Source organism: Acidovorax sp. GW823-FHT05D11, from assembly GCF_058795695.1.
Genome location: NZ_CM179502.1, coordinates 1,381,054 through 1,406,835, shown reverse-complemented (window position 1 = coordinate 1,406,835; position 25,782 = coordinate 1,381,054). Strand labels below are relative to the sequence as shown.

Here is a 25,782-nt window from a genome sequence, read left to right as displayed (position 1 = left end):
AATCGAAGAAGCGGCATCCGTCATGACCACCCAACCCTTGCAATTCCTGCGCCGCGGCCAGCCCGTGGCGCTGGGCAATGTACCACCCGATCGCACGCTGCTGGAGGTGCTGCGCGAAGACCTGGGCAACACCGGCACCAAGGAGGGCTGCGGCGAAGGCGACTGCGGCGCCTGCACCGTGGTGCTGGGCGAGGCACGGGACGGCAAGGTGCACTACAGCGCGGTGAACAGCTGCATCCGGCTGGCGCATTCGGTCCACGGCATGGCGCTGTGGACGGTGGAGGACCTGGCGGAAGACCCGTTGATCCAGCCCGTGGGCGATGCCGCCCCGGCTCCTCGTCCACCCATCACACTGCATCCCGCACAAGAGGCGATGGTTCAGTGCCACGGTTCTCAATGCGGGTTTTGCACCCCCGGTTTTGTGATGAGTCTCTTTGGGATGTACCAGAAACACATCGCCCCCACGCTCCCCACTGCGTGTGGTTCGCGGCCCCCATCCGGGGAAGGGCCCCCGGATTCCCGCGCGCCCGGGGCCCTCGCGCCTAGGGGCGGCCCGTCGGCGCTCGACCACGTCCGCCACGGCCAGCCCATCACCCGCGAACTGGCGCAGGAAGAACTCTCCGGCAACCTGTGCCGCTGCACGGGCTACCGCCCCATCCTGGACGCCGCGCAGCACATGGCCGCCCTGCCCGCCATGGCGGTGAATGAACCTGTTTTGCTACAAAAATTAGAGCAACTTGCGCTTACCCATCCAGCGCCAGAGGCCAATTCTTCTTATATTTCACCCACCACACTGCCTGATCTGCTGGCCGCGCGGGCGGCACACCCCGCAGCACAGGTGGTGGCAGGCTGCACCGACGTGGGCCTGTGGGTGACCAAGCAGCACAAGCAATACGAAAGCATCCTGGACGTGACCCGCGTGGCCGAGCTGCGGCAGGTTCAGCAGGACGCGCACCACATCACGCTCGGGGCCGCCGTCACCCTGACCGACGCGTTTGCCGCACTGACCGCGCAGTGGCCGCAGCTGCACACCTTTGCCACGCGCTTCGCGGGCCTGCCCGTGCGCAATTCGGGCACGCTGGGGGGCAACGTGGCCAACGGCTCGCCCATTGGCGACTCCATGCCGCTCCTGATCGCGCTGCGCGCCCAGGTGGTGCTGGCCAGCGTGCGGGGAGAACGCACCCTGGCGCTGGAAGACCTGTACACCGGCTACCGGCAGAACGTGATGGCGCCCGACGAGCTGCTGGTGCGCATCGTGGTGCCCAGGCCGGGGGTCACGGAAGTGCTCAGGGCCTACAAGATTTCCAAGCGGTTTGACGATGACATTTCCGCCGTGTGCCTGGTCATCAACCTGGACATCGAAGCCGACGTGGTGCGCCGCGCCAGCATCGGCGCGGGCGGCGTGGCCGCCACCCCGGCCCGCGCGCGCCAGACCGAGGCGGCGCTGGCCGGCCAGCCGTGGAACGCCGACACCATCGCCCGCGCCGCGCAAGCGCTGCAGGGCGAGTTCAATCCCATCTCGGACATGCGCGCCAGCGGTGCCTACCGCCGCACGGTGCTGGCCAGCCTGCTGCAGCGCTTCTGGCTGGAGAGCCAGGGCGAAGAGGCCGTGAGCGTGGAGAACTTCCGCCTGGAGGAAGCCGTATGAACCAGCGCGAAACCTTGCCCGGCGGCCTGCCCGTGAGCCGCGATGCTGTGGACGACCCCGTGGTCGCCAGCGCCGACGCCCACGCCGCCGAACCCCTGGCCCCGCCGCAGGCCAGCACGCCCGCCAGCACCCGCGCCATGGGCCAGTCGCACATCCACGAAAGCGCGCGCGCCCAGGTGGCGGGCGCGGCCCACTACATCGACGACCTGCCCGAGGTGAAGGGCACGCTCTATGCGGCGCCCATCCTCTCCACCGTGGCGCACGGCACCTTGAACAGCGTGGATGCCAGCGCCGCCCTGGCCCTGCCCGGCGTGCGCGGCGTGGTGCTGTCGTCCGACGTGCCCGGCGACAAGTTGCTGGCCGCCTTCGCGCACGACGAGCCCGTGTTTGCCATCGACACCGTGCAGCACGTCGGCCAGGTGATCGGCCTGGTGGTGGCCGACTCGGTGATGCAGGCGCGCCGCGCCGTGCGCGCCGTGAAGCTGGACATCACGCCGCTGCCCGCCATCCTCACCGTGAAGGAAGCGCTGCGGGCCGAAAGCTATGTGCTGCCGCCCGTGTTCGTGCGCCGGGGCGATGCGCAGGCCGGCCTCGCGCGGTCGGCGCACCGGCTGCAGGGCGCCTTCGAGGTGGGCGGGCAGGAACACTTCTACCTCGAAGGCCAGATTGCCTACGCGCTGCCGCTGGAGCAAAGGCAGTGGTGGATCTATTCCAGCACCCAGCACCCGGGCGAAGTGCAGCACTGGGTGGCCCACGCCCTGGGGCTGGACAACCACGCGGTGCGCGTGGAGTGCCGGCGCATGGGCGGCGGCTTCGGCGGCAAGGAGACCCAGGCAGGCCACCTGGCCGTGTGGGCGGCGGTGGCGGCCAGCAAGTTCGGGCGCCCCGTCAAGCTGCGGCTCGACCGCGATGAAGACTTCATGGTCACCGGCAAGCGCCACCCGTTCGCGTACCAGTACGACGTGGGCTTTGACGGCGCGGGCCGCATCACCGGCCTCGCGCTGCACATGGCGGCCAACTGCGGTTTCAGCGCCGACCTGTCGGGGCCGGTGGCGGACCGCGCCGTGTTCCACAGCGACAACGCCTATTTCCTGAGCGACGTGGAGATCGCCTCCTACCGCTGCAAGACCAACACCCAGAGCCACACCGCGTTCCGCGGCTTTGGCGGGCCGCAGGGCGTGATCGTGATCGAGGCCATCCTGGGCGACATCGCGCGCGCCCTGGGCCGGGATGCCCAGGACGTGCGCCTGGCCAACCTGTACGGCAAGGACGCCGGGGAGGGTCGCAACGTCACCCACTACCAGATGACCGTGGAGGACAACATCCTGCACGAACTGATGCCGCAGCTGGAGCGCGACGCCGGCTACCGCGAGCGGCAGCACGCCATCGCGGCCTGGAACGCCACCAGCCCCGTGCTCAAGCGGGGCCTGGCGATCACGCCGGTCAAGTTCGGCATCAGCTTCACGGCCACGCTGTTCAACCAGGCCGGCGCGCTGGTGCATGTGTACACCGACGGCAGCGTGCAGGTGAACCACGGCGGCACCGAGATGGGCCAGGGCCTGCACACCAAGGTGGCGCAGATCGTGGCGGACGAACTGGGCGTGCCGCTGTCCCGGGTGCTCGTCACCGCCAGCGACACCAGCAAGGTGCCCAACGCCAGCGCCACGGCAGCGTCCAGCGGCACCGACCTGAACGGCCGCGCGGCGCAGTTCGCGGCGCGCAACGTGCGCGACAACCTCGCCTCCTTCGTGTGCGGGCTCGACAGCTGCGGCGCCGGCGCCATCCGCTTCGAGGGCGGGCAGGTGATCTCGCCCAAGAAGGTACGCCTGTTCGACGACGTGGTGAAGGAGGCGTACGCCAACCGCATCCAGCTGTGGAGCGACGGCTTCTACCGCACGCCCAAGATCCACTACGACAAGGCCACGCTCACGGGCCGGCCGTTCTACTACTTTGCCTACGGGGCCGCGTGCTCCGAGGTGGTCATCGACACGCTCACCGGCGAAAGCCGCGTGCTCAAGGTGGACATCCTGCACGACGTGGGCCACAGCATCAACCCGGCCATCGACATCGGCCAGATCGAGGGCGGCTTCGTGCAGGGCATGGGCTGGCTCACCACCGAGCAGCTGGTGTGGAACGACAAGGGCACCCTGGCCACGCACGCACCGAGCACCTACAAGATCCCGGCGACGGGGGACATCCCCGCGCACTTCCGCGTGAACCTGTGGCCCGAGGCGAACCGCGAGGACAACGTGGGCGGCAGCAAGGCGGTGGGCGAGCCGCCGTTCATGCTGGCGATCAGCGTGTACGAGGCGCTGCGCAATGCGGTGGCGGCGGGGCGTGGGGATGAAGCCACGGGGCCCGTGGTGCTGACGGCACCGGCGACCGCGGAGAATGTGCTGCGGGCGTTGGGACGCCTGACGGACTGAGTGAGCCCCCGGGCACTGGCCGGCCCAGGCCGGCAGACGCCGCGGAACGGGCTTTGCCAGGCCGCTGGCGGTGTCCCCAGGGGGAAGACGCCAGGCGGCTCAGGGGGCTTTTCATGCAGGCCCCAGCGCCATCCTCCCCGATGCGGTCGCCTGGTTCGCGTGCCGTGTCTCCACCCGGTTGCGCCCCGCCCGCTTGGCGTCATAGCAGGCCATGTCCGCCGCATACAGCACCGAGGGCACGTCCTGCAGGCTGGCATCGAGCACCACGAGGCCGATGCTCACCCCCAGCGTGAAGCTGCGCCCCTGGTACGAAGGCTCCCAGTCCTGCACGGAGGCACGCAGCTGCTCGGCCACGGCCTGGCCGCGCGCCAGCGCGCAGCCGGGCAGCACCACCGCGAACTCGTCGCCGCCCAGCCGCGCGGCCCAGCCGACCTGGCGCACCTGGGATTCGAGCAGGCGGGCCACATGGCGCAGCACATCGTCGCCCGCATCGTGGCCGGCGATGTCATTCACCACGGTGAAGTGGTCCAGGTCCAGGAACAGCACCACGCCGTCCCCGGCGGTGTCGCCGCCGTCCCCCTCCGGCGCGCGCGGCCGCGCCGAGCGCTCGGCCAGCAGCAGGCCCAGGCGCTCGTCGAACGCGCTGCGGTTGTAGAGCTGGGTGAGCGCATCGTGCGTGCGCTCCCAGGCATGCTGCATCTGCGCCTCGCGCGCGGCGGTGATGTCCTCCAGGATCCAGACCGTGCCGCCACCCATCTCGTCGGGCCGCACGCCGCGGCCCTGCACACGGGCCCATACGGGCGAGCCGTCCTTGCGCATGAAGCAGACATCGCCGTCGAAGACACCGTGCGCGGCAAACTCGGCCTGCACCCGTTCGCCGATGCGCACATAGTCGGAATCATTGGCGTACAGGGTGCGGGCGGGTCGGCCCTGCAGCTCCCCTTCTGCGTAGCCCAGCATCACGCAGGCCTGGCGGCCCACCACCTCCAGGATGCCGTGGCGCGAGATGACGATGCCCACGGATGCGCTGTCCAGAACGGCCTGGAATTGCCCGTCCAGCGTGGCCTTGTGCTGCTGCTGCAGGCTGCCCTGCTGCACCATGCCCTGGAACACGCGCACGAGTTCGCCCACCTCGCCGTCCGCGCGCGGCCAGGCAATGTCCTGCACGACCCCGGCCCGCGCGCCCCGGCGCAGCATCTGGCGCGCGCTGTGCGTGAGCTGCGCCAGGGGCTGGGCCATCCAGGCCATGAGCACGGCCACGAGCAGCATGCACAGCGCCATGCTGGCGGCGGCCAGCCACCAGGCCTCGCGCTGCGCGCCCTCCAGCGGCGCCAGCAGCGCCTGCGAGGGGCTGACGCGCGCCACGATCCACTGCGGCAGCGGCATGCCCGCCATGCTGACGATGTGCTGGGCCTCCAGGTGGGTCGTGCCCCGCCCCACCACCGGCTGGGACTGGTCGAGCCAGCGGGCGTACACGGGGGCGAGGCCCGCCTCGTCGCGCACCTTGCCTAGGATGCGGGCGGGGTCCGAGTGCGACAGGATGGTGCCGTCGCGCGTGAAGACGATGAGCCGCGAGTCATCGCGCGCGGGCAGCGCCATGGACGGCGGCAGCAGCCCCTGGGACTGCAGCCGCAGCGCACCCGCCACCACGCCCAGCACGGCGCCATCCTCGCGGTGCAGCGGCATGGTGAACATCACACGCGCATCGCCGGTGCGGCCCGCGATGAGCTCCGACACCAGCGGCTTGCCATCGATGAGCGTGCGGCGCAGGGCGTCGCGCTCGGCCGGGTCCAGGTCGGCCGCCTTTTCCAGGCGCCCCGCCCGCAGGTTCAGCCGCAGTTCGCCGTTGTCGCGGGCCACCTGCATGGCATCGAAGAACTGCACGGCCGGCAGGCCCTGCTGCAGCAGCCATTCGAGGGTGGACGGGGATTCCAGCATGCCCGGCGTGATGCCGGCGGCCACGGTGCGCAGCACCTTCTGGCTTTGTTCGATCTTGCTGGCCAGCAGGCGGGCCACGACCTCGACCTCGTCGGTCTGCTGGCTCACCACGCGCCGCACGGCCTCCTGCCCGGACGCCCGCGTGACGAGCCATGCCGACACCGTGCCCGACAGGGCCACCGCCAGCACCGCCGCCAGCATGAGCCGAAGCACCAGGGTCCCAGGCACAAACCAGCCCGGCGCGTCGTGCGGCGGCGCGGGGTGGGCGGGAGGCTTCATGGACACTCCGCTCTGGGAGCACCCCGGCAAGCACGGGAAGTGGCGTTGGGCATCGGAACGGGTCAAACCGGACAGGTCCCAACAAATATACGCAGCCCCTGCAGCCCGGGGCTTGGGTAGAACCCTCAGTGAAACCCAAGGACAAACCCTGAGCCACACTGCGGTCAAAGGACCATCCGCACCGGCGGCCCTTCCGCCGCGCGCCAGCCTCTGAAACTGGCGCGGACGGGGCGAGTGCCCCCGTGGAACTGGCTTTGCCAGGCCACCGGGTGCGCCCTCCTCCCGCGCAGCGAGAGCAGGGTCAAGGCGCGCAGCGACTCAGGGCGTGTTTTCTAGCAACCCGCCATGGACTGCAGCGCGCGGGGGTGGGGAAGGTTCAGCACGTTGCCGGTGCCGTGGATCAGGCCCAGCTCGCGCAGGTGGCGCAGCACGCGCGAGAAGGTCTCGGGCGCAATGCCCAGCTGCGCGGCGATCAGGCGCTTGCGCTGGTGCAGCGTGACCTGCATCGCCCCGCTGTGGTCCTGCTCGGCATGCTTGAGCAGCCATTGCGCGCAGCGCGATTCGGCATCCTGCGCCAGGCGGCTCACGGCCAGCTCGGACTGCTGCCGGTAACCCTGCGCCATGTCCAGCAGCAGGCCGCGCGCGCCCGCGGGCATTTCGGCCAGGCTGCGATGAAATTCATCGATGGGCAGGCGGCGCACCTGCAGGCGCGTGTCGGCCACCATGTCCACCGGCAACGGCAGGCCCATCAGCGCCGACGCGGCGTCCAGCCAGAACGGCCCGTCCACGGCTCCCAGCTGGTGGCGCAGGTAGCCATCGTCCAGCACGCCGCGCAGCACGCGGCCGCTTTCCAGGTGCAGCACGGACGTCAGCACCTCGTTGCGCCTGCGCAGCACTTCACCGGCGGCAATGACCTCGGTTTCGGCGGGCAGGGAGAAATAGATAGAGGGCAGCATGGGACGGACTGTGCCGTGCCGGCGCCCGCCGGGCATTGAGCAAGATCAAACCGGAACCTCGCCGCCGGCCCCGCCGCGCAGGGGCCTTGCGCCAGCACACGGGCGGCGGCGCACTACCCGGCCCCGGGGGCGCGGCGCCGGCGGCCGGCAGAAACGTGACAGCTTGTAACCACATTGTCACAGCCCGCCGCTATCGTGGGCACCTTGCCCAGAGACCACCCATCCCACGCAATGCAGAACACTCCCTGGAGCCGGCTGGAGGCGATGCTGGCGCTGCTGTCGCCGGCCGCGCGCCATGGCACGGGCCCTCTGGCGGGGCTCATGCGCGAGGGGGGCCTGCACTGCGTTTTCCAGCCGCTGGCCGACCTGCGCGAAGGCAGCATCTATGCCCATGAGGCCCTGATCCGGGGACCTCGCGGCACGCCCTGGCACACCCCCGACGCATTGCTGGAGATGGCCCGACGCGAGCGCATCCTGCAGGACTTCGAGCTGCTGTGCGTGTTCACCGCCCTCCAGCAATGGGGTGCGCAGGAGGCCCCCGGCCGCCTGTTCGTGAACATCAGCGCCGACGCGCTGGTGCACGGCGTGGCACTGGTCGGCGCCCAGAAACTGGGCGAGACGGTGCGCAGCTTCGGCGCGAGCGCGCGCATGCTGGTGCTGGAGATCACCGAGCATGAGCGCGTGTCCGACATGCCCCTGCTGCGCCAGGCCATCAAGGCCGTGCACGCCTGCGGCGCGCGCATGGCGCTGGACGACTTCGGCGACGGCCGCTCCAGCCTGCGGCTGTGGTCCGAGGTGAAGCCCGACTTCGTGAAGATCGACAAGTATTTCATCCGCGAGATCAGCGACCACCCCGAGAACCTGCAGATGCTGCAGGCCATCAAGGGCATCGCCGATGTATTCGGCACCACGCTGATCGCCGAGGGCATCGAGACACGCGACGACCTGCGCGCGCTGCGCGACCTGGACATCCCCTACGGCCAGGGCTGGCTGCTGGGCCGCCCGGCCCGTACACCCCGCGAGACGGTGGACGGCCCCGCGCTGGAAGTGATGCAGGACCGCCGCGTGGCCGTGCTGCCCCACTTGGGGCAGACGGCGCGCCCGGGCATCCTGCGCAGCGTGCTGGTGGTGCAGGCACCCACCGCCGCGCCCGCCACCAGCAATGACGCGGTGGCGGCGATGTTCCACGAACGCACCGACCTGCATGCGCTGGCCGTGGTGGACGGCACGCGCCCCGTGGCGCTCATCAACCGCCAGCAGTTCATGAACCACTACGCCACGCTGTACTTCCGCGAAGTGCATGGCCGCAAGCCGTGCCTGGCCTTCGCCAACCAGGCCCCGCGCGTGGTGGAACTGGACTGCGACGTGGACCAGCTCGTGGGCATCCTCACCTCGCAGGACCAGCGCTACCTGAGCGACGGCTACATCGTGACCGACAACGGCCGCTACCTGGGCCTGGGCACGGGCGACCAGCTGGTGCGCGCCGTGACCGAGACGCGCATCGAGGCGGCGCGGCACGCCAACCCGCTGACCTTCCTGCCCGGCAACATCCCCATCAGCCTGCACATGCAGCGCCTGCTGGACCACCACACCGAGTTCGTGGCCTGCTATGCGGACCTGAACAACTTCAAGCCCTTCAACGACCACTACGGCTACTGGCGCGGCGACCAGATGATCCGCCTGGTGGCGCGCCTGGCCACGGCGCACTGCGACGCGCGGCGCGACTTCGTGGGCCATGTGGGCGGGGACGACTTCATGCTCGTGTTCCAGAGCAGCAACTGGCTGCAGCGCTGCAAGAACATCGTGGACGAATTCGCGCGCGAGGCGCTCACGCTGTTCGACGACGCTGCGCGGCAGGCCGGCGGCATCGACGCCGAGGACCGCCACGGCGTGCAGCGGTTCTTTCCGTGCACCACGCTGGCCATCGGCGCGGTGCGCATCACGCCCGGGCGCTTCCGCCATGCCGAGGAAGTGGCCAATCTGGCCGCGGTGGCCAAGCACGAGGCCAAGCAGGCGGCCACGGGGGTGGTGCTGCATGGCGGCTTTACCGAATCGAGCCTGGGCGCACTGGCCGCCACCCGCGCGCTGCAAGACGCGCTGGCGGCGTAGGGCGCCCAAAAATCACGCGCCCCGGCGGGTGCCTCCATGGAACGGGTCCGGCCGGACCCCGGGGTGAAGCGCGCAGGGGCTCAGGGAGTGCCCACCGCCGCTCCAGCCTCGAACCAGCGCTTGACCAGCGCCCGCTCGGCATCGGTCATGCCCGTGGCGTTGTTCATCGGCATGAGCTTTTGCACCACCACCTGCTGGTAGACGGCCTGCGCATGCTGCTTGACGCTGTCGGGCGCATCCAGCCGCAGGTTCTTCATCTGCACCTGCTCGCCATGGCACATGTAGCAGCGCTGGGCCAGCACGGGCTGCAGGGATGCATAGTCATTTTGACCTCCAGCGCTTTGCCCACCTGCGCCAGCAGCTCCTGAAACAGGAGCAGATCCCGCCATCGGCGTGGCAGGGGCCGCCACCGGCGCGGGGCGCATCCAGGCGATCACGCCCACGATGACCACCACCCCCACCAGCGCATACGGCAGCGGGTTGCCGTTGCGGCCCAGCTTGTGGCCGTGGCGCATCACGAAGAACTGGCGGATGGCGGCGCCCGCGAACATCATGAGGATGAGCACCAGCCAGTTCTGCGGGTGGCTCCAGGTGAAGCTGTAGTGGTTGCTCAGCATGGCGAACAGCACGGGCAGCGTGAAGTACGTGTTGTGCACGCTGCGCTGCTTGCCGCGCTTGCCGTGGATGGGGTCCACGGGCTCGCCGGCCTTGATCTGCGCGATCACCGTGCGCTGGCCGGGGATGATCCAGAAGAACACGTTGGCGCTCATGGCCGTGGCGATCATCGCGCCCACCAGCAGGAAGGCCGCGCGGCCCGCGAACCAGTGGCAGGCCAGCCAGGAGGCGATGCACACCAGCACGAGCACCAGCGCCCCCACGATGGCGTCGCCGTTCTTCTTTTGCCCGAAGATGCGGCAGATCGCGTCGTACAGCAGCCAGAACACCACGAAGAACGCCAGCGCCACCACGATGGCCGTGGCGGGGGCCCAGTCCATGCGCGACTTGTCGATGAGGTAGGTGCTGGCGCTGTAGAGATACGACACCGTGAACAGCGCGAACCCGCTGATCCAGGTGCTGTAGCTCTCCCAGAAGAACCAGTGCAGGTGGCCGGGCAGCTTCGGGGGCGACACGGCGAACTTGACCGGGTGGTAGAAGCCGCCGCCGTGCACGGCCCAGAGCTCGCCGCTCACGCCCTGCTTCTTCAGGTCCTCGTCCTCGGGCGGCGTGAGGCTGCTGTCCAGGAAGACAAAATAGAACGAGGAGCCGATCCAGGCGATGGCGGTGATGACGTGGACCCAGCGCAGCAGCAGGTTGGCCCAGTCGAGAAAGTAGCTTTCCATGGAAGTCTCTCAACTTTGGCGGCGCGAAGGCGCCGCCTTTGTGCAACCTGCTCACCACTGCGGGCGCTCTGAGCAGAAGAAGGGGGTCGCGCACCTTGGCAGAGATTCTGCCGGGGCACCGCTGCGACCCATGAAATACCGAATCAGGACAGTGAAAAGTGTATGCAGAAATTGTTCTCGATTCCAGCCCCCTCGAAGGCACGCGGGAGCGGAGTTACCCTCAGAACCCGTTCGCGCCCCCACCGCTCAGGGTCTGCAGGAGCTGCGCGGCCACGGCCACGGCGATGACCTCCGGCTCCTTGCCGTCGATGCCCCGGATGCCGATGGGGCAGGTGACCTGCGCCAGTTCCTCCTGCGCGAACCCGCGCCCATGCAGGCGGTTTGCGAACGTCGCCCACTTGGTCTTGCTGCCGATGAGCCCGATGAACGGCAGGTCGCGCCGCTCGCGCTGGCGGCGCAGGCAGGCGGCCACCACGTCCAGGTCCTCGGCATGGCTGAAGCTCATGATCAGCACGCGGGTGCCAGAGGCCAGGTCCGGCACCGCCAGCTGCACCGGGTCGGAGTGTTCGCAGGCCACGCCGTCCGGCGCCGGCTGCGGAAAGATCCCGTCGCGGCTGTCGATCCAGGTCAGCGCGAACGGCAGCGGCGCCAGCACCCGGGCCAGCGCGTGGCCCACATGCCCGCCGCCGAACAGCGCCACCGGATGCCGGCGCGGCGACAGGCGCGCGCGCAGGCGGTCGGCCAGGGCCTGGTCGGCGGGTGCGGACAGCGTCTCGAATTCGAGGTGCACCACGCCCCCGCAGCACTGCCCCAGCGCCGGGCCCAGCGCATAGCGCATGCGGGCCGGGCCGGGCACGCCCCCCAGGCGCCGGCGGGCCTCGGCAATGGCCTGGTGCTCCAGGTGGCCGCCGCCGATGGTGCCCACTATCCGCTCGGCGAACACGGCCATCCAGGCCCCGGCTTCACGCGGCACCGAGCCTTCGGTAGACTCCACCCTTACCAGACAGGCGGGCGCGGCCGCAAGGCCGTCCAGCAGTAAAAGCACATCAGTCAATCCAGATCCTTCGCGCCATCGGGGTCCCAGGGTCCCCGTTCCGTTCCAGCCCACACCAGCCATCATGCCGTCCCCAGCCCCCGAGCGCACCCCCAGTACCCGCAGCCACTGGCTGCTCGCCGGGCTCATGGCCGCCATCGCAGCGCTGGTGGCGGCATGCAAGTCGGCGCCCGAACCTGCGCCGCCCGCGCAGGACAGCCGTGCGCCCAGCACCGACGCCTCCAGCGGCGTCAAGGGCCCCGTGCCCGCAAGCGCCGGTTCGGCCCGCGCCTCGGCGGCGACCACCCCCCGGGCGTACCGGCAGGACGCCGCCACCCACCTCTACGGCCTGAACGCGCAGCGCGTGTTCAAGGGCAAGCTGCCCCCCATGCTGTATGCGATCGGCGTGCTGGAGGTGGATATCGACCGCGCTGGCAAGGTGACGCGCCTGCGGTGGATGCGCGCCCCGCGCCACGCCCCCGAGGTGGTCGCGGAAATCGAGCGCACCGTGCGCGCAGCGGCGCCCTTCCCGGTGCCCGCGCGCCTGGGCAAGGTCACCTACACCGACACCTGGCTGTGGGACAAGAGCGGGCATTTCCAGCTCGATACCTTGACCGAAGGGCAGCTGTAGGCACATCCCCGTGCGCGCGGGCCCTGGCTGGGCCCCGCCCCTCACGACCCGCGATAGGTCGAATAGCTCCACGGGCTCACCAGCAGCGGCACGTGGTAGTGCTGGTCGGCGTGCGCGATGCCGAAATCCAGGCTCACCAGGTTCAGGAAGTTGGGTTCGGGCAGCTGCACGCCGCGCGCCTTGAAGTAGCCCGCCACATTGAAGCTGAGCCGGTAGGTGCCGGCGCGCAGGGTCGCATTGTCGAACAGCGGCGCATCGGTGCGGCCGTCATGGTTCAACACCAGGCGCTTGATGAGGGTGGCGTTGTCGCCGTCGGTGGAATACAGGGCGATCTCCATGCCGGCCGCGGGGCAGCCATTCATGGTGTCCAGAACGTGGGTGCTCAATCCCATAGGGAATCTCCTGAAGTGGGGACCACGGCCGATCGGCGAGGATTGCCAGATCGCAGCGTGTAGACCAAAAGTGTATACACTTTTCGCCATCCAACGTATCATGCAACCATGGAATCTTCATCCACCAGTGCCATTGTCGACGCGTTGACCCGCGCCATCGTCGAGCACCGCCTGCAGCCGGGCACCAAGCTGGCCGAGCAGAAACTGGCCGACCATTTCGGCGTGTCGCGCACGCTGGTGCGCCAGGCGCTGTTCCAGCTCGCGCAGAACCGCCTCGTCACGCTGGAGCCCGCGCGCGGCGCGTTCGTGTCCACCCCCTCGGTCGAAGAGGCCCGCCAGGTGTTCGCCGTGCGCCGCATGCTCGAGACCGAGATGACGCGCGCCTTCGTGCAGAGCGTGACGCCCGCCAAGATCAAGGCGCTGCGCGCCCACGTCGCCAGCGAGAAGGCCGCCATGGGCACGGCCGATGCGAGCAGCCGCACCGAGCTGCTGGGCGACTTCCATGTGCGCATGGCCGAGCTCATGGGCAACGAGGTGCTGGCGCAGATGCTGGGCGACCTGATCTCTCGCTGTGCCCTCATCACGCTGATGTACCAGTCGGCCAGCGCCGCCGAACACTCCCACGAGGAGCATGGCGACATCGTGGCCGCGCTCGCCGCGCGCGACGAGGCCCTGGCCGTCTCCCTCATGCAGGCCCACCTGGAGCACGTGGAAGCCAGCCTGACCTTCGACCGCAAGCGCCCGGCCAGCGACCTGGCCGCCGCGCTCAGCACGTGACATCCCAGCGCGTGACAGACCCCTTGAATCCTTCATGCCCATGATCTACGACTCCACCCAGCCCTACCCCCGCGACCTCATCGGCTACGGCAAGACCCCGCCCCATGCGCAATGGCCGGGCGGTGCGCGCATCGCCGTGCAGTTCGTGCTCAACTACGAAGAAGGCGGCGAGAACGCCGTGCTGCACGGCGACGCGGGCAGCGAGCAGTTCCTGTCCGAAATGTTCAACCCCGCGAGCTACCCCGAGCGGCACATGAGCATGGAAGGCATCTACGAATACGGTTCGCGCGCCGGCGTGTGGCGCATCCTGCGCGAGTTCGAAAAGCGCAAGCTGCCGCTCACCGTGTTCGGCGTGTCGAGCGCACTGCAGCGCCACCCCGAGCTGACCCAGGCGTTCGTGCAGCTGGGCCACGAGATCGCCTGCCACGGCCTCAAGTGGATCCACTACCAGCATGTGCCCGAAGAGGTCGAGCGCGCCCACATGGTCGAGGCCATGGAGATCATTGAGCGCATGACGGGCCCCCGAGGAAGCTCGGAAGGCCATGTGCATGGCCTGGGCTGGTACACCGGCCGCGACAGTCCCAATACCCGCCGCCTCGTGGCCGACTTCGGCGGCTTCGAATACGACAGCGACTACTACGGCGACGACCTGCCGTTCTGGATGGACGTGAAAAAGAGCGATGGCATCACCGCGCCCCAGCTCATCGTGCCCTACACGCTCGACTGCAACGACATGCGCTTCGCGCTGCCGCAGGGCTACTCGCACGCCGACCCGTTCTTCCAGTACATGAAGGACACGTTCGACGCGCTGTACGCCGAAGGCGACCCGGCCGGCGACAACGCGCCCAAGATGATGAGCATCGGCATGCACTGCCGCCTGCTGGGCCGGCCCGGCCGCATCACCGCGCTGCAGCGTTTCCTGGACCACATCGAGCGGCACGGCGACGTGTGGGTGTGCCGCCGTATCGACATCGCGCGCCACTGGAAGCAGGCGCACCCCTACCCTTCACAGAAAGCAGGCTGACCATGGCCCTGACACTGGAACAACTCAACGCCGCCAGCAGCGCCGAGGCCCTGCAGCTGCTCGATGGCCTGTACGAGCACTCGCCCTGGATCGCCGAGCAGGCGCTGGCGCAGCGGCCCTTCCGCTCGCAGGCCCACCTGCAGCACGCGCTGGCCCAGGTGGTGCGCACGGCGGGCCAGGACGCGCAGCTGGCACTGATCCGCGCCCACCCGGAACTGGCGGGCAAAGCGATGGTGGCCAAGAACCTCACGGCCGAGTCCACCAACGAGCAGAGCAAGGCGGGCCTCACCCAGTGCACACCCGAGGAGTTCGCGCGCATCCAGGCGCTCAACGCCGCCTACAACGAGCGCTTCGGCTTCCCGTTCATCCTGGCGGTGCGCGGGCCGCGCGGCACGGGCCTGCCCAAGCAGGAGATCATCGACACCTTTGCGCGGCGCCTGGACAACCATCCCGAGTTCGAACTGGCCGAGGCCCTGCGCAACATCCACCGCATCGCCGAGATCCGCCTGAACGACAAGTTCGCCGCCGAGCCCGTGCTGGGCAACGACGTGTGGGACTGGCAGGAAAAGCTGGCCGAACACTCCGACCCCGGCTTCGCTGAAAAGGGCCAGCTCACCGTCACGTATCTGACCGACGCGCACCGCGCCTGCGCCCAGCGCATCAGCCACTGGATGCGCGACTGCGGCTTCGACGAGGTGGAGATTGACGCCGTGGGCAACGTGGTGGGGCGCTACCACCCGGCCACGGAAGGGGCCCGCTACCTCATCACCGGGTCGCACTACGACACCGTGCGCAATGGCGGCAAGTACGACGGCCGCCTGGGCATCTTCGTGCCCATGGCCTGCGTGCGCGAGCTGCACCGCGCCGGCAAACGCCTGCCCTTCGGCATCGAGGTGGTGGGCTTTGCCGAAGAAGAAGGCCAGCGCTACAAGGCCACGTTCCTGGGCTCGGGCGCGCTCATCGGAGACTTCAACCCCGCCTGGCTCGACCAGAAGGATGTGGACGGCGTGACCATGCGCGCGGCCATGCAGCACGCGGGTTTGTGCATCGATGACATCCCCAAGCTCCAGCGCGACCCCGCGCAGTACCTGGGCTTCATCGAGGTGCACATCGAACAAGGCCCCGTGCTCAACGAGCTGGACCTGCCCCTGGGCGTGGTCACTTCCATCAACGGCAGCGTGCGTTTTCTGTGCGAGATGATCGGCACCGCCAGCCACGCCGGCACCACCCCCATGGACCGCCGCCGCGACGCAGCCGTGGCCGTGGCGGAACTGGCGCTGTACCTGGAGCAGCGCGCCGCGCAGGACGGCGACTCGGTCGGCACCATCGGCCAGTTGCAGGTGCCCGCGGGCTCCATCAACGTGGTGCCGGGCCGCTGCCAATTCAGCCTGGACCTGCGCGCGCCCACCGACGCCCAGCGCGACGCGCTGGTGAGCGACGTGAAGGAGCAGCTTGCAAAGATTGCGACCCGGCGCGGCCTGCGCTACACGCTGGAGGAATCCATGCGCGCTACCGCAGCCCCCAGCGCGCCCGCATGGCAGCACCAGTGGGAACGCGCCGTCGATGCCCTGGGTGTGCCCGTGTTCCGCATGCCCAGCGGCGCCGGCCACGACGCGATGAAACTCCATGAAATCATGCCCCAGGCCATGCTCTTCGTGCGCGGCCTGAACTCCGGCATCAGCCACAACCCGCTCGAATCCACCACCAACAACGACATGCAGCTGGCCGTGGACGCCTTCACCCAGGTCCTGCGCCAACTTGCAGAGGAACAACAACCATGACAACCCCCAACAACTACGCCGCTCTCGACGCCTGGATCGACCAGCACTTCGACGAGGAAGTGCGCTTTCTGCAGGCCCTGGTGCGCGTGCCCACCGACACCCCGCCCGGCAACAACGCCCCCCACGCCGAACGCACGGCCGAGCTGCTGACCGAGTTCGGCTACACCGCTGAAAAACACGCAGTACCGGCCGCAGACGTGTTGGCCTACGGCATGGAGTCCATCACCAACCTCATCGTGCGCAGGCCCTACGGAAGCGGCGGCACCACCATCGCCCTGAACGCACACGGCGATGTGGTGCCCCCCGGCGAAGGCTGGACGCACGACCCTTACGGTGCGGAGATCGTCGATGGCGCCATGTACGGCCGCGCCACCGCCGTGAGCAAGAGCGACTTCGCCAGCTTCACCTTCGCGGTGCGCGCGCTGGAAGCCGCCGCCAAGCCCTCGCGGGGCGCGGTGGAACTGCACTTCACTTACGACGAGGAATTCGGTGGCGAACTCGGCCCCGGCTGGCTGCTGCAAAAGGGGCTCACCAAGCCCGACCTGATGATCGCCGCCGGCTTCAGCTACGAAGTGGTCACCGCCCACAACGGCTGCCTGCAGATGGAAGTGACCGTGCACGGCAAGATGGCCCACGCGGCCGTGCCCCACACCGGCGTGGACGCGCTGCAGGGTGCGGTGCACATCCTGAACGCACTGTATGCGCAGAACGACGAGTACAAGAAGGTCACGTCCAAGGTGGCGGGCATCAAGCACCCGTACCTGAACGTGGGCCGCATCGAGGGCGGCACCAACACCAACGTCGTGCCCGGCAAGGTGATGTTCAAGCTCGACCGCCGCATGATCCCCGAAGAGAACCCGGTGGAGGTCGAAGCCGCCATCCGCCGCGTGATCGAGCAGGCCGCGGGCGAGCGCGCGGGCATCAGCGTGGACATCAAGCGCCTGCTGCTGGCCAACGCCATGACCCCGCTGGCCGGCAACCAGCCGCTGGTGGACGCCATCCAGAAGCATGCGCAGGCCGTGATCGGCGAGCCCGTGCCCGCGGTGGGCACGCCGCTGTACACCGATGTGCGCCTGTATGTGGAGCGCGGCATCCCGGGCGTGATCTACGGCTCCGGCCCGCGCACCGTGCTCGAATCGCACGCAAAGCGCGCCGACGAGCGCCTGCAGCTCGAAGACCTGCGCCGCGCCACCAAGGTGATTGCGCGCTCGCTGAGCGACCTGCTGGCCTGATCCGATCTCGCTCTCAGGCGCTGCGCCGTGCCCGCCGCGCCTGGGCCAGCCGCGAAAGCCGCTGCACCAGGGCCGGGTACTGCGATTCGGACGTATTGCCGTAGCCCAGCACCAGGCCGTTGTCCTCGGGCCGAGCGCGCAGGGCAAACCGCGACAGTGGTGCCGGCGCCATGTCGTAGGCGCGGGCCGCCTCGGCAATCGCCTGGTCGGGGTATTCGGGCGGCAGGCGCACCGTGAGGTGCATGCCGCTGTCGCCCCCCAGCACCGCATGGGGCACGGCCAGGTGCTGCGCCAGCGCATCGCGCAGCAGCGCCTGCCGGCCCCGGTACAGGCGCCGCATGCGCCCCAGGTGCCGGCTGAACTGCCCGCTGTCGATGAACTCCGCCAGCGCCAGCTGCTCATGGCGATGCCCGCCGCGCAGGGTCTCCTTGAGCAGCGGCGCGGCCGCTGCGGCCAGAGCCTGCGGCAGCACCACAAAGCCCAGCCGCAAGGAAGGGAACAGCGTCTTGCTGAATGTGCCCACGTACATCACCGGCGCCTGTGGCACCAGGCCCTGCATGGCACCAATGAGTTCGCCCGCGTGGCGGAACTCGCTGTCGTAGTCGTCCTCGATGATCCAGGCGCCACAGTCCTGCGCCTGCCGGATCAGCGCGAGCCGGCGGGCCACGGGCAGCACCCCGCCCGTGGGGTACTGGTGCGACGGCGTGGTGTAGATGAGCCGGGGCGGCGCCGCCGACCATGCATCGGCAGGCACCACCAGGCCCGCGCCATCGACCCGCAGGGCTTCGACCTTCAGGTCTCCGCACTGGAAGGCGGTCTGCGCCCCCCGGTAGCCCGGGTCCTCCACCCAGGCGGTGTCGCCCGGGTTGGTGACCAGCCGCACGCACAGGTTCAGCGCCTCCTGCGCGCCTTCGGTGATGACCACCTGCCCCGTCTCGCAGCGCACGCCGCGTGCCACCGCCAGGTGCCGCATGATGGCGCCCTGCAAGGCGGGCTCGCCCGCCGGATTGCCATAGCCCAGGGCCGACACGCCAGATGCCTTGAAGGCGCGGTCAAAACAGCTCTTCCATGCGCTCAGGGGGAACCGCGCCAGCGCCGGCACGCCCGGCCTGAAAGCCAGGGTCTCGGCCGCATCGGCAAAGCGGCTGACCACCCGCGTGCCGCGCTCGGACAGGCGGGGCGGCGCTGCGCGTGCGGGGTCCGCATGGCCCCGGGCCCGGCTGCGGTCCAGCGCGGACACCTTGGTGCCCCGGCGGCTCAGCGCGATGTAGCCCTCGGCCCCCAGCTGCTCATAGACCGCTGTCACGCTATTGCGCGAAACGCCCAGGTCCACCGCCAGATCCCGCGACCCCGGCAGGCGGCAGCCCGAAGGGAAGCGCCCATCCAGGATGGCATCGCGGATGCGGGTCAGGAGCTGGCGCTGCAGCGAGTCGCCCTGCCGGTCGCGCACCAGCGGGGCCTCCAGCAGGACATGGCGGACGGGGTCGATGGCGGGGAGGCGTTGGGTCATGGTGGCCGGTGAAAAACCACCAGTTCACAGCCTCGGTGGCACCATCAGATTGTGCACGAGTGGATCTTTTGAATGGTCCACAAGAATCCTAGAGTCACCGGTTCAGCCTCTCTTTTTTTGACCCTTCGACCGCGCAATTCCATGTCCACCTCCATGAATGATCTCGCCCAGCCCATTGGTACCCCCGTGCCCGGCTGGACACCCCGCCCCCAGCCCGGCGCCGTCACCCTGGTGGGCCGCCACTGCCAGCTGGAGCCGCTGCAGGCCGACCGCCACGCGGCCGACCTGGATGCGGCCTACCGGCTCGCGCCGGACCCACGCGCCTGGACCTACATGTTCACCGGCCCGTTCGACACCCCCGAGGACTACGGCCGCTACGCACACACCGCCGCGCTCAGCACCGACCCGCGCCACTTCGCGGTGGTGGACAAGGCCACGGGCAAGGCCGTGGGCACCCTGGCGCTGATGCGCATCGATCCCACCCATGGCGCCATCGAGGTCGGCAACGTGATGTTTTCGCCCCTGCTCCAGCAGACACCCGCCTCCACGGAGGCGCAGTTCCTGCTCATGGCCTACGTGTTCGACACGCTGGGGTATCGCCGCTACGAGTGGAAGTGCGACAGCCTCAATGCCCCTTCGCGGCGCACCGCCGCGCGCCTGGGATTCCAGTTCGAGGGCATCTTCCGCCAGGCCGTGGTCTACAAGGGCCGCAACCGCGACACCGCCTGGTTTTCCATCATCGACACCGAATGGCCTGGTTTGCGGCAGGCGTTCGAGGCCTGGCTGTCGGAAGACAACCAGGATGCGCAGGGGCGCCAGCGGCGCTCGCTGACCCAGGTGCGCGAATCACTGGGCCCAGGGGCTTCGCAACCACCGCGCTGAGGCATCGAGGAGCGCGGCCCCGTGCCGCATTCTTCTGCACAGAAAGCGGGAATGACGGGCATACACAGGCTGCATACTCAATCGGCATAACCCGCCGCCCGCACGCAGCGCGGGCCCACCCTACACTTGCCGCGGGCGCCCTTCACAGGGTCCACCCGCCCTCCCCTTCCTACAGAGCAAAAAACCATCTCAGGAGCATCACCCATGAACATCCGACACACGCTGCTCGCCTCCAGCCTGGCGCTGGCGCTGGCCAGCCTCACGGCCTGCGGCAGCACACCCACCACGGCAGCAGCGCCCGCACCCGCCGTACAGCAGACCGCATCGGCCCAGGCCGCCAGCGCCGCGTACGACTTCGACATGGACGTGTTCCACCCCGTGGTGGCACGCAACGGCATGGTCGCCACCGAGCAGGAGCTGGCCTCGCAGATCGGCCTCGACATCCTGAAAGCCGGTGGCAACGCGGTGGACGCCGCCGTCGGCATCGGCTTTGCGCTGGCCGTGGCCCTGCCCAATGCGGGCAACCTGGGCGGCGGCGGGTTCATGGTGGTGCACGACGCCAAGACCGGCAAGAGCGTGGCTCTGGACTTCCGCGAAGTGGCGCCCATCAAGGCCACGCGCGACATGTATCTGGATGCCAAGGGCAACGTGGTGGACGGCAAGTCGCTGTACACGCACTACGCCGTGGGCGTGCCCGGCACCGTGGCCGGCATGGAGCACGCGCTCAAGACCTGGGGCACCCTGCCCCTGTCGCGTGTGATCGCACCCGCCATCGAGTTGGCCGACAAGGGCTTCCCGGTGAGCGAAACGCTGGCCAAGATCCTGCAGCAGGAAAAGAAGAACATGGGCAAATGGCCCGCCACCCAGGCCATCTTCTGGAAGAACGGCGAACCGCTGAAGGTGGGCGACCCGCTGGTGCAGAAAGACCTGGCCCAGTCCATGCGCCTGATCGGCCAGCAGGGCGCCAAGGCGTTCTACGAAGGCGAGATCGCCCAGAAGATCGCGGCCGAGATGGCCCCGCACGCAGGCGCCATCAGCCTGCAGGACCTGCGCGAATACAAGGTGGCCGAGCGCGTGCCCACGCGCGGCACCTACCGGGGCTACGAAATCGTGACCATGCCGCCACCCTCCTCCGGCGGCCCGCACCTGGTGCAGATCCTGAACATGCTGGAGCCCCTGCCCCTGGCCCAGTGGGGCCCCAACAGCGCGCAGACCATCCACTACATGGCCGAGAGCATGAAGCTCGCCTACGCCGACCGCGCCGAGTACCTTGGCGACCCGGATTTCGTGAAGATTCCCCTGAAGGGCCTGACCTCCAAGCGCTACGCCGAATCCCTGGCCAAGGGCATCGACGCCAACACCGCACGCAGCGGCAAGAGCATCAAGCCCGGCCAGCCCCAGCCGTATGAGAGCGACCAGACCACCCACTACTCGGTGGTGGACAAGGCCGGCAACGCCGTGGCCGTGACGTACACGCTGAACACCAACTTCGGCAGCGGCATCGTCGCCAAGGGCACGGGCATCCTGCTCAACAACGAGATGGACGACTTCTCGGCCAAGCCCGGCGTGGCCAATGCCTACGGCCTCGTCGGCGGCGACGCCAACGCGGTGGCCGCCAAGAAGCGCCCCCTGTCGTCGATGACACCCACCCTGGTGCTGAAGGACGGCAAGCCCACGCTGGTGACCGGCAGCCCTGGCGGCGCGCGCATCATCACCACGGTGCTGCAGACGGTGGTGAACACCATCGACTTCGGCATGAACCCCGCCGAAGCCGCTGCCGCCCCCCGCGTGCACCACCAGTGGACACCCGACGAGCTGCGCGTGGAAAAGGGCCTCTCGCCCGACACCATCGCGCTCCTCAAGCAGCGCGGCCACAACATCGCAGTCAAGCCGTCGATGGGCCGCACGCAGACCATCCAGATCCGTGGCGGCGCGCTGTACGGATACTCGGACCCGCGCAACCCGGATGGGAAGACGCTGGGGTATTGATTGCTCCTGAATCAATAGCTAACCGCGCTTGATGGACAAGCGCTGGCAGCCATTTTTTCAAAGATCCCGCTCGCCGAAAGGCCAGCGGGATTTTTCATGGCGGCCCGCATCAGGCCGGCACTGCCTGCCCGATCTCGAAGTTCGCCATCTTCTCCAGCGCCCGCACCATCGCCGAGTGGTCCCACCCCTGGCCGCCATGCGCCACGCAGGCATTGAACAGCTCCTGCGCCATGGCCGTATTGGGCAGCGGCACGCCCAGCGCCCGCGCGCTCGACAGCGCAAGGTTCAAGTCCTTCTGGTGCAACCCGATGCGAAAACCGGGGTCGAAGGTGCGCCGGATCATGCGCTCGGCATGTACCTCCAGGATCTTGGACGAGGCGAAGCCGCCCAGCAGCGCCTGGCGCACGCGGGCTGGGTCGGCGCCCGCGCGGGCGGCGAAGAGCAGCGCTTCGGCCACGGCCTCGATGTTCAGGGCGACGATGATCTGGTTGGCCACCTTGGCGGTCTGTCCGTCGCCGTTGCCGCCCACCAGGGTGATGTTCTTGCCCAGGCGCTCGAACAGCGGCCGGACGCGCTCGAACACCGCTTCGGGGCCGCCGACCATGATGGACAGCGTGGCGTTCTTCGCGCCCAGCTCGCCGCCGGAGACGGGCGCATCCAGGTACTGCGCGCCCACGGCCTCGGTGCGCGCCGCGAAGTCCTTGGTGGCCACGGGCGAGATGGAGCTCATGTCCACCACCACCTTGGCCGTGCTGCCTTTCAGACCCTGGGCCACGCCGTCGGCGCCGAACAGCACCTTCTCCACATCGGGCGTGTCGGGCAGCATCAGAAAGATGATGTCGGCCCGCTCGGCCACGCCGCGCGCCGTGGTGCACTGCGTGGCGCTGCTCTGTGCGATCTGCGGCGCCACGCGGCCGCGCGTGTGCACGTACAGCTGGTGGCCGGCGGCGATGAGGTGGCCGCACATGGGCGCACCCATGATGCCCAGGCCGATGAAGCCGAGTTTGAGGGGGGTGTCGGTCATGTTCTTTTTCTCCTTGTGTTGTGGTGATTCGTCCATCCGCGGGTTGTGACTCATGCGGTGAGCGCCGTGCGCCAACCCAGGCCGACTTCGGTGGTGCGCGTGGGCTTGTATTCACAACCGACCCAGCCGTCATAGCCCAGCCGGTCCAGGTGTGCGAACAGGTAGCGGTAGTTGATCTCGCCCGTGCCCGGCTCGTTGCGGCCGGGGTTGTCCGCCAACTGCACGTGGCCGATGCGCGGCAGGTGCTTTTGCAGCGTGGCGGCGATTTCGCCTTCGGTGCGCTGCGCGTGGTAGATGTCGTACTGCACGAAGGCGTTGCTGGCGTCCACTTCGCCCAAGATGTCCAGTGCCTGGTCCGTGCGGGTCAGGTAGAAACCCGGGATGTCGAACGGGTTGATGGGCTCGATCAGCAGACGCAGGCCAGCGGCCTTCAGCTCGGTGGCCGCAAAGCGCAGGTTCTCGACCAGGGTGCGGCGCAGCACGTCGGCCGCCACACCGGCAGGCGCCTTGCCCGCCAGGCAGTTGAGCTGGTGCACACCCAGGGCCTTGGCGTAGGTGACGGCCTGGGCCACACCCGCTCGGAACTCGGCGATGCGATCGGGGTGGCAGGCGATGCCGCGCTCTCCTGCGGCCCAGTCGCCGGCGGGCAGGTTGTGCAGCACGATCTGCAGCCGGTGTGTGTCGATGCGCGCGCGGATGTCCTCCGCCGCAAACTCGTAGGGAAAGAGGAACTCCACGGCCTCAAAGCCCGTGCGCGCAGCGCGCTCGAAGCGATCGAGAAAAGGCACCTCGGTGAACAGCATGCTGAGGTTGGCAGCAAAACGGGGCATGAAAAAGTCTCCGGTATCGGTGAAAAGAGAATGGAGGCTGGGGCGGGCTCCTGGCCAGCAACCTTTCGGGCCAAGCCTGTCGGAGCCAGGGCGCAGGGGCGGCCTTCGACAGACTCCGGGCGGACGGTTGGCGGGATAGATCTGCCCCGACGGGCGCTGCATCAATCCAGCATGGCCAGCGCACTGGGCGCGTCGGCCGGTTGCGTCGCCAGTTCCTCGAACTCGACGATGTTGTCGATCTCGGTGCCCATGGCGATGTTGGTCACGCGCTCCAGGATCACCTCGATGACCACGGGCGTTGCGTGCTCGGCCATCCAGGCCTCGGCCTGGGCGAGGGCGGGCGCGAACTCCTCGGGGCGGTGCACGCGGATGGCCTTGCAGCCCAGGCCCTCGACCACCTTCACGTGGTCCACGCCGTAGCCGCGCGCCACCTCGCCCTCGGGCATGTTCACGTTGTCGAACGCGAGCTGCACGCAGTAGTCGATGCTGAAGGTTCGCTGCGCCTGGCGGATCAGGCCCAGGTAGCTGTTGTTGACCAGCACGTGGAGGTAGGGCAGCTTGAACTGCGCGCCCACGGCCAGCTCCTCGATCATGAACTGGAAGTCGTAGTCGCCCGACAGCGCCACGATCTTGCGCGCCGGGTCGGCCACGCGCACGCCCAGGGCGGCGGGCACCGTCCAGCCCAGCGGCCCAGCCTGGCCGCAGTTGATCCAGTGGCGCGGCTGGTACACGTGCAGGAACTGCGCGCCCGCGATCTGCGACAGGCCGATGGTGGAGACGTAGCACACGTCCTTGCCCAGCGCGCGGTTCATGCACTGGTACACGCGCTGCGGCTTCATGGGCACGCTGTCGAAGTGGGTCTTGCGCAGGTAGTCCACGCTGTGCTTGCGGCCCAGGCATTCGGCGGCCCAGCCGCTGCGGTCCTTCAGGCGCCCCGCGGCCTGCCATTCGCGCGCCACGTCCACGAAGAGCCTGAGCGCGGCGCCCGCGTCCGAGACGATGCCGAAGTCCGGCGCGAACACGCGGCCGATCTGCGTGGGCTCGATGTCCACGTGCACGAACTTGCGGCCCCGGGTGTAGACATCGACCGAGCCCGTGTGCCGGTTGGCCCAGCGGTTGCCGACGCCCAGCACGAAGTCGCTGGCCAGCATCGTGGCGTTGCCGTAGCGCTGGCTGGTCTGCAGGCCGCACATGCCGGCCATGAGCGGGTGGTCGTCGGGGATGCTGCCCCAGCCCATGAGCGTGGGGATCACCGGCACGCCCAGCACCTCGGCAAACTCCACCAGCAGGCCGGATGCATCGGCGTTGATGATGCCGCCGCCCGCGACGATCAGCGGGCGCTCGGCGTCGTTCAGCATGGCCAGCGCCTTCTCGATCTGGGCACGCGTGGCGGCGGGCTTGTAGGGCACCAGGGGTTCGTAGGTGTCGGGGTCGAACTCGATCTCGGCCAGTTGCACGTCGATGGGCAGGTCGATAAGCACCGGCCCGGGCCGGCCGGAGCGCATGAGGTGGAACGCCTGCTGGAACGCCTGCGGCACCTGCGCGGGCTCCAGCACCGTGGTGGCCCACTTGGTCACGCTCTTGGCGATGGTGGCGATGTCCACGGCCTGGAAGTCTTCCTTGTGCAGGCGGGCGCGTGGCGCCTGGCCGGTGATGCACAGGATGGGGATGGAATCCGCGCTGGCCGAGTACAGGCCGGTGACCATGTCGGTGCCGGCCGGGCCGCTGGTGCCGATGCACACGCCGATGTTGCCGGCCACGGCGCGGGTGTAGCCCTCGGCCATGTGGCTGGCGCCCTCGACATGGCGCGCCAGGATGTGGCCGATGCCGCCATGCGCCTTCAGCGCCGCGTACAGCGGGTTGATGGCGGCGCCGGGCACGCCGAACGCGACGCTCACGCCTTCCTTCTCGAGCACCTTCACGGCCGCTTCGATTGCCTTCATTCTTGCCATTGCTTGACCTCCTTGTGGATGGTCAAACT

Annotated in this window: 18 protein-coding genes and 1 pseudogene; 10 read left to right on the top strand and 9 right to left on the bottom strand. The window is 69.0% G+C overall.

Going from position 1 to position 25,782, the window contains the following annotated elements:
• Window positions 1–22: 22 nt before the first annotated feature.
• Window positions 23–1,648 carry a xanthine dehydrogenase small subunit gene (locus AC3RCE_RS06470; RefSeq protein ID WP_492254756.1) on the top strand — a complete coding sequence of 542 codons (1,626 nt, stop codon included), beginning with the start codon at window positions 23–25 and terminating at the stop codon, window positions 1,646–1,648.
• The gene (gene xdhB, locus AC3RCE_RS06465; RefSeq protein WP_218293619.1) at window positions 1,645–4,074 is read left to right on the top strand and encodes a xanthine dehydrogenase molybdopterin binding subunit; all 2,430 of its coding nucleotides are present in this window, start codon (window positions 1,645–1,647) and stop codon (window positions 4,072–4,074) included. The genes AC3RCE_RS06470 and xdhB overlap by 4 nt, the downstream gene beginning before the upstream one ends.
• Window positions 4,075–4,185: 111 nt before the next feature.
• Here xdhB and AC3RCE_RS06460 read toward each other — a convergent pair whose 3' ends face one another.
• Together AC3RCE_RS06460 and AC3RCE_RS06455 are read right to left on the bottom strand one after the other, a co-directional pair.
• Window positions 4,186–6,291, bottom strand: a complete 2,106-nt coding sequence (locus AC3RCE_RS06460; RefSeq protein ID WP_492254755.1) for a diguanylate cyclase domain-containing protein — start codon at window positions 6,289–6,291, stop codon at window positions 4,186–4,188.
• 332 nt (window positions 6,292–6,623) lie between these two features.
• On the bottom strand, window positions 6,624–7,247 hold the full coding sequence (locus AC3RCE_RS06455; RefSeq protein ID WP_218293617.1) for a Crp/Fnr family transcriptional regulator: 624 nt from the start codon (window positions 7,245–7,247) through the stop codon (window positions 6,624–6,626).
• A gap of 231 nt (window positions 7,248–7,478) precedes the next feature.
• On the opposite strand from AC3RCE_RS06455, the gene AC3RCE_RS06450 reads away from it, so the two are divergent.
• Window positions 7,479–9,356, top strand: a complete 1,878-nt coding sequence (locus AC3RCE_RS06450) for an EAL domain-containing protein (protein ID WP_369641743.1) — start codon at window positions 7,479–7,481, stop codon at window positions 9,354–9,356.
• An 80-nt stretch (window positions 9,357–9,436) separates the two neighbouring features.
• Here the strand turns inward: AC3RCE_RS06450 and AC3RCE_RS06445 are convergent, their stop codons facing one another.
• Both AC3RCE_RS06445 and xdhC read right to left on the bottom strand, forming a co-directional pair.
• Entirely contained in the window at window positions 9,437–10,696 is a 1,260-nt protein-coding gene (locus AC3RCE_RS06445; protein ID WP_492254754.1) for a urate hydroxylase PuuD, read from the bottom strand.
• Window positions 10,697–10,916: 220 nt separating this feature from the next.
• The gene (gene xdhC / locus AC3RCE_RS06440; protein ID WP_492254753.1) at window positions 10,917–11,750 is read right to left on the bottom strand and encodes a xanthine dehydrogenase accessory protein XdhC; all 834 of its coding nucleotides are present in this window, start codon (window positions 11,748–11,750) and stop codon (window positions 10,917–10,919) included.
• A 127-nt stretch (window positions 11,751–11,877) separates the two neighbouring features.
• Between xdhC and AC3RCE_RS06435 the strand changes: the two genes are divergently transcribed.
• Window positions 11,878–12,360 (top strand): hypothetical protein, encoded by a 483-nt coding sequence (locus tag AC3RCE_RS06435; protein WP_218294410.1) that lies wholly within the window; start codon window positions 11,878–11,880, stop codon window positions 12,358–12,360.
• A 41-nt stretch (window positions 12,361–12,401) separates the two neighbouring features.
• Here AC3RCE_RS06435 and uraH read toward each other — a convergent pair whose 3' ends face one another.
• Window positions 12,402–12,752: a hydroxyisourate hydrolase gene (uraH, locus tag AC3RCE_RS06430; RefSeq protein WP_218293615.1), complete on the bottom strand. Its 351-nt coding sequence runs from the start codon at window positions 12,750–12,752 to the stop codon at window positions 12,402–12,404.
• A gap of 108 nt (window positions 12,753–12,860) precedes the next feature.
• Here uraH and AC3RCE_RS06425 point away from each other — a divergent pair, with 108 nt between their 5' ends.
• Genes AC3RCE_RS06425 through AC3RCE_RS06410 form a run of 4 tightly spaced genes read left to right on the top strand, consistent with a single transcriptional unit; the run spans window position 12,861 to window position 17,566 of the window.
• Window positions 12,861–13,529, top strand: coding sequence for a GntR family transcriptional regulator (locus AC3RCE_RS06425; protein WP_218341466.1), 669 nt, complete (start codon window positions 12,861–12,863; stop codon window positions 13,527–13,529).
• Window positions 13,530–13,569: 40 nt separating this feature from the next.
• Window positions 13,570–14,553 (top strand): allantoinase PuuE, encoded by a 984-nt coding sequence (puuE, locus tag AC3RCE_RS06420; RefSeq protein WP_492255360.1) that lies wholly within the window; start codon window positions 13,570–13,572, stop codon window positions 14,551–14,553.
• A 2-nt stretch (window positions 14,554–14,555) separates the two neighbouring features.
• Complete coding sequence (gene uraD, locus AC3RCE_RS06415; RefSeq protein ID WP_492254752.1) at window positions 14,556–16,334, top strand: 2-oxo-4-hydroxy-4-carboxy-5-ureidoimidazoline decarboxylase; 1,779 nt, start codon at window positions 14,556–14,558, stop codon at window positions 16,332–16,334.
• Complete coding sequence (locus AC3RCE_RS06410) at window positions 16,331–17,566, top strand: M20 family metallopeptidase (protein ID WP_492254751.1); 1,236 nt, start codon at window positions 16,331–16,333, stop codon at window positions 17,564–17,566. Before uraD ends, AC3RCE_RS06410 begins: the two co-directional genes overlap by 4 nt.
• A gap of 13 nt (window positions 17,567–17,579) precedes the next feature.
• Here AC3RCE_RS06410 and pdxR read toward each other — a convergent pair whose 3' ends face one another.
• Window positions 17,580–19,076 (bottom strand): MocR-like pyridoxine biosynthesis transcription factor PdxR, encoded by a 1,497-nt coding sequence (pdxR, locus tag AC3RCE_RS06405; protein WP_492254750.1) that lies wholly within the window; start codon window positions 19,074–19,076, stop codon window positions 17,580–17,582.
• A gap of 141 nt (window positions 19,077–19,217) precedes the next feature.
• On the opposite strand from pdxR, the pseudogene AC3RCE_RS06400 reads away from it, so the two are divergent.
• Window positions 19,218–19,925 (top strand): annotated as a pseudogene (locus AC3RCE_RS06400) (GNAT family N-acetyltransferase); the annotation flags it as partial.
• A 237-nt stretch (window positions 19,926–20,162) separates the two neighbouring features.
• Entirely contained in the window at window positions 20,163–21,947 is a 1,785-nt protein-coding gene (ggt, locus tag AC3RCE_RS06395; protein ID WP_492254749.1) for a gamma-glutamyltransferase, read from the top strand.
• 109 nt (window positions 21,948–22,056) lie between these two features.
• On the opposite strand, the gene glxR is transcribed toward ggt, so the two are convergent.
• The 3 genes from glxR to gcl form a co-directional block, all read right to left on the bottom strand.
• A complete protein-coding gene (gene glxR / locus AC3RCE_RS06390) occupies window positions 22,057–22,971 on the bottom strand; it encodes a 2-hydroxy-3-oxopropionate reductase (protein ID WP_492254748.1) in 915 nt (304 codons plus the stop codon).
• A gap of 50 nt (window positions 22,972–23,021) precedes the next feature.
• On the bottom strand, window positions 23,022–23,801 hold the full coding sequence (gene hyi / locus AC3RCE_RS06385; protein ID WP_492254747.1) for a hydroxypyruvate isomerase: 780 nt from the start codon (window positions 23,799–23,801) through the stop codon (window positions 23,022–23,024).
• A 161-nt stretch (window positions 23,802–23,962) separates the two neighbouring features.
• A complete protein-coding gene (gcl, locus tag AC3RCE_RS06380; RefSeq protein WP_492254746.1) occupies window positions 23,963–25,753 on the bottom strand; it encodes a glyoxylate carboligase in 1,791 nt (596 codons plus the stop codon).
• Window positions 25,754–25,782 lie beyond the last annotated feature (29 nt).

Coding starts and splice junctions, on each gene's coding strand:
- gcl (WP_492254746.1), bottom strand. CDS start 25,753: ATGGCAAGAATGAAGGCAATCGAAGCGGCCGTGAAGGTGCTCGAGAAG.
- uraD (WP_492254752.1), top strand. CDS start 14,556: ATGGCCCTGACACTGGAACAACTCAACGCCGCCAGCAGCGCCGAGGCC.
- ggt (WP_492254749.1), top strand. CDS start 20,163: ATGAACATCCGACACACGCTGCTCGCCTCCAGCCTGGCGCTGGCGCTG.
- AC3RCE_RS06445 (WP_492254754.1), bottom strand. CDS start 10,696: ATGGAAAGCTACTTTCTCGACTGGGCCAACCTGCTGCTGCGCTGGGTC.
- puuE (WP_492255360.1), top strand. CDS start 13,570: ATGATCTACGACTCCACCCAGCCCTACCCCCGCGACCTCATCGGCTAC.
- AC3RCE_RS06410 (WP_492254751.1), top strand. CDS start 16,331: ATGACAACCCCCAACAACTACGCCGCTCTCGACGCCTGGATCGACCAG.
- glxR (WP_492254748.1), bottom strand. CDS start 22,971: ATGACCGACACCCCCCTCAAACTCGGCTTCATCGGCCTGGGCATCATG.
- AC3RCE_RS06435 (WP_218294410.1), top strand. CDS start 11,878: ATGGCCGCCATCGCAGCGCTGGTGGCGGCATGCAAGTCGGCGCCCGAA.
- AC3RCE_RS06450 (WP_369641743.1), top strand. CDS start 7,479: ATGCAGAACACTCCCTGGAGCCGGCTGGAGGCGATGCTGGCGCTGCTG.
- AC3RCE_RS06455 (WP_218293617.1), bottom strand. CDS start 7,247: ATGCTGCCCTCTATCTATTTCTCCCTGCCCGCCGAAACCGAGGTCATT.
- AC3RCE_RS06425 (WP_218341466.1), top strand. CDS start 12,861: ATGGAATCTTCATCCACCAGTGCCATTGTCGACGCGTTGACCCGCGCC.
- hyi (WP_492254747.1), bottom strand. CDS start 23,801: ATGCCCCGTTTTGCTGCCAACCTCAGCATGCTGTTCACCGAGGTGCCT.
- xdhB (WP_218293619.1), top strand. CDS start 1,645: ATGAACCAGCGCGAAACCTTGCCCGGCGGCCTGCCCGTGAGCCGCGAT.
- AC3RCE_RS06470 (WP_492254756.1), top strand. CDS start 23: ATGACCACCCAACCCTTGCAATTCCTGCGCCGCGGCCAGCCCGTGGCG.
- pdxR (WP_492254750.1), bottom strand. CDS start 19,076: ATGACCCAACGCCTCCCCGCCATCGACCCCGTCCGCCATGTCCTGCTG.
- AC3RCE_RS06460 (WP_492254755.1), bottom strand. CDS start 6,291: ATGAAGCCTCCCGCCCACCCCGCGCCGCCGCACGACGCGCCGGGCTGG.
- uraH (WP_218293615.1), bottom strand. CDS start 12,752: ATGGGATTGAGCACCCACGTTCTGGACACCATGAATGGCTGCCCCGCG.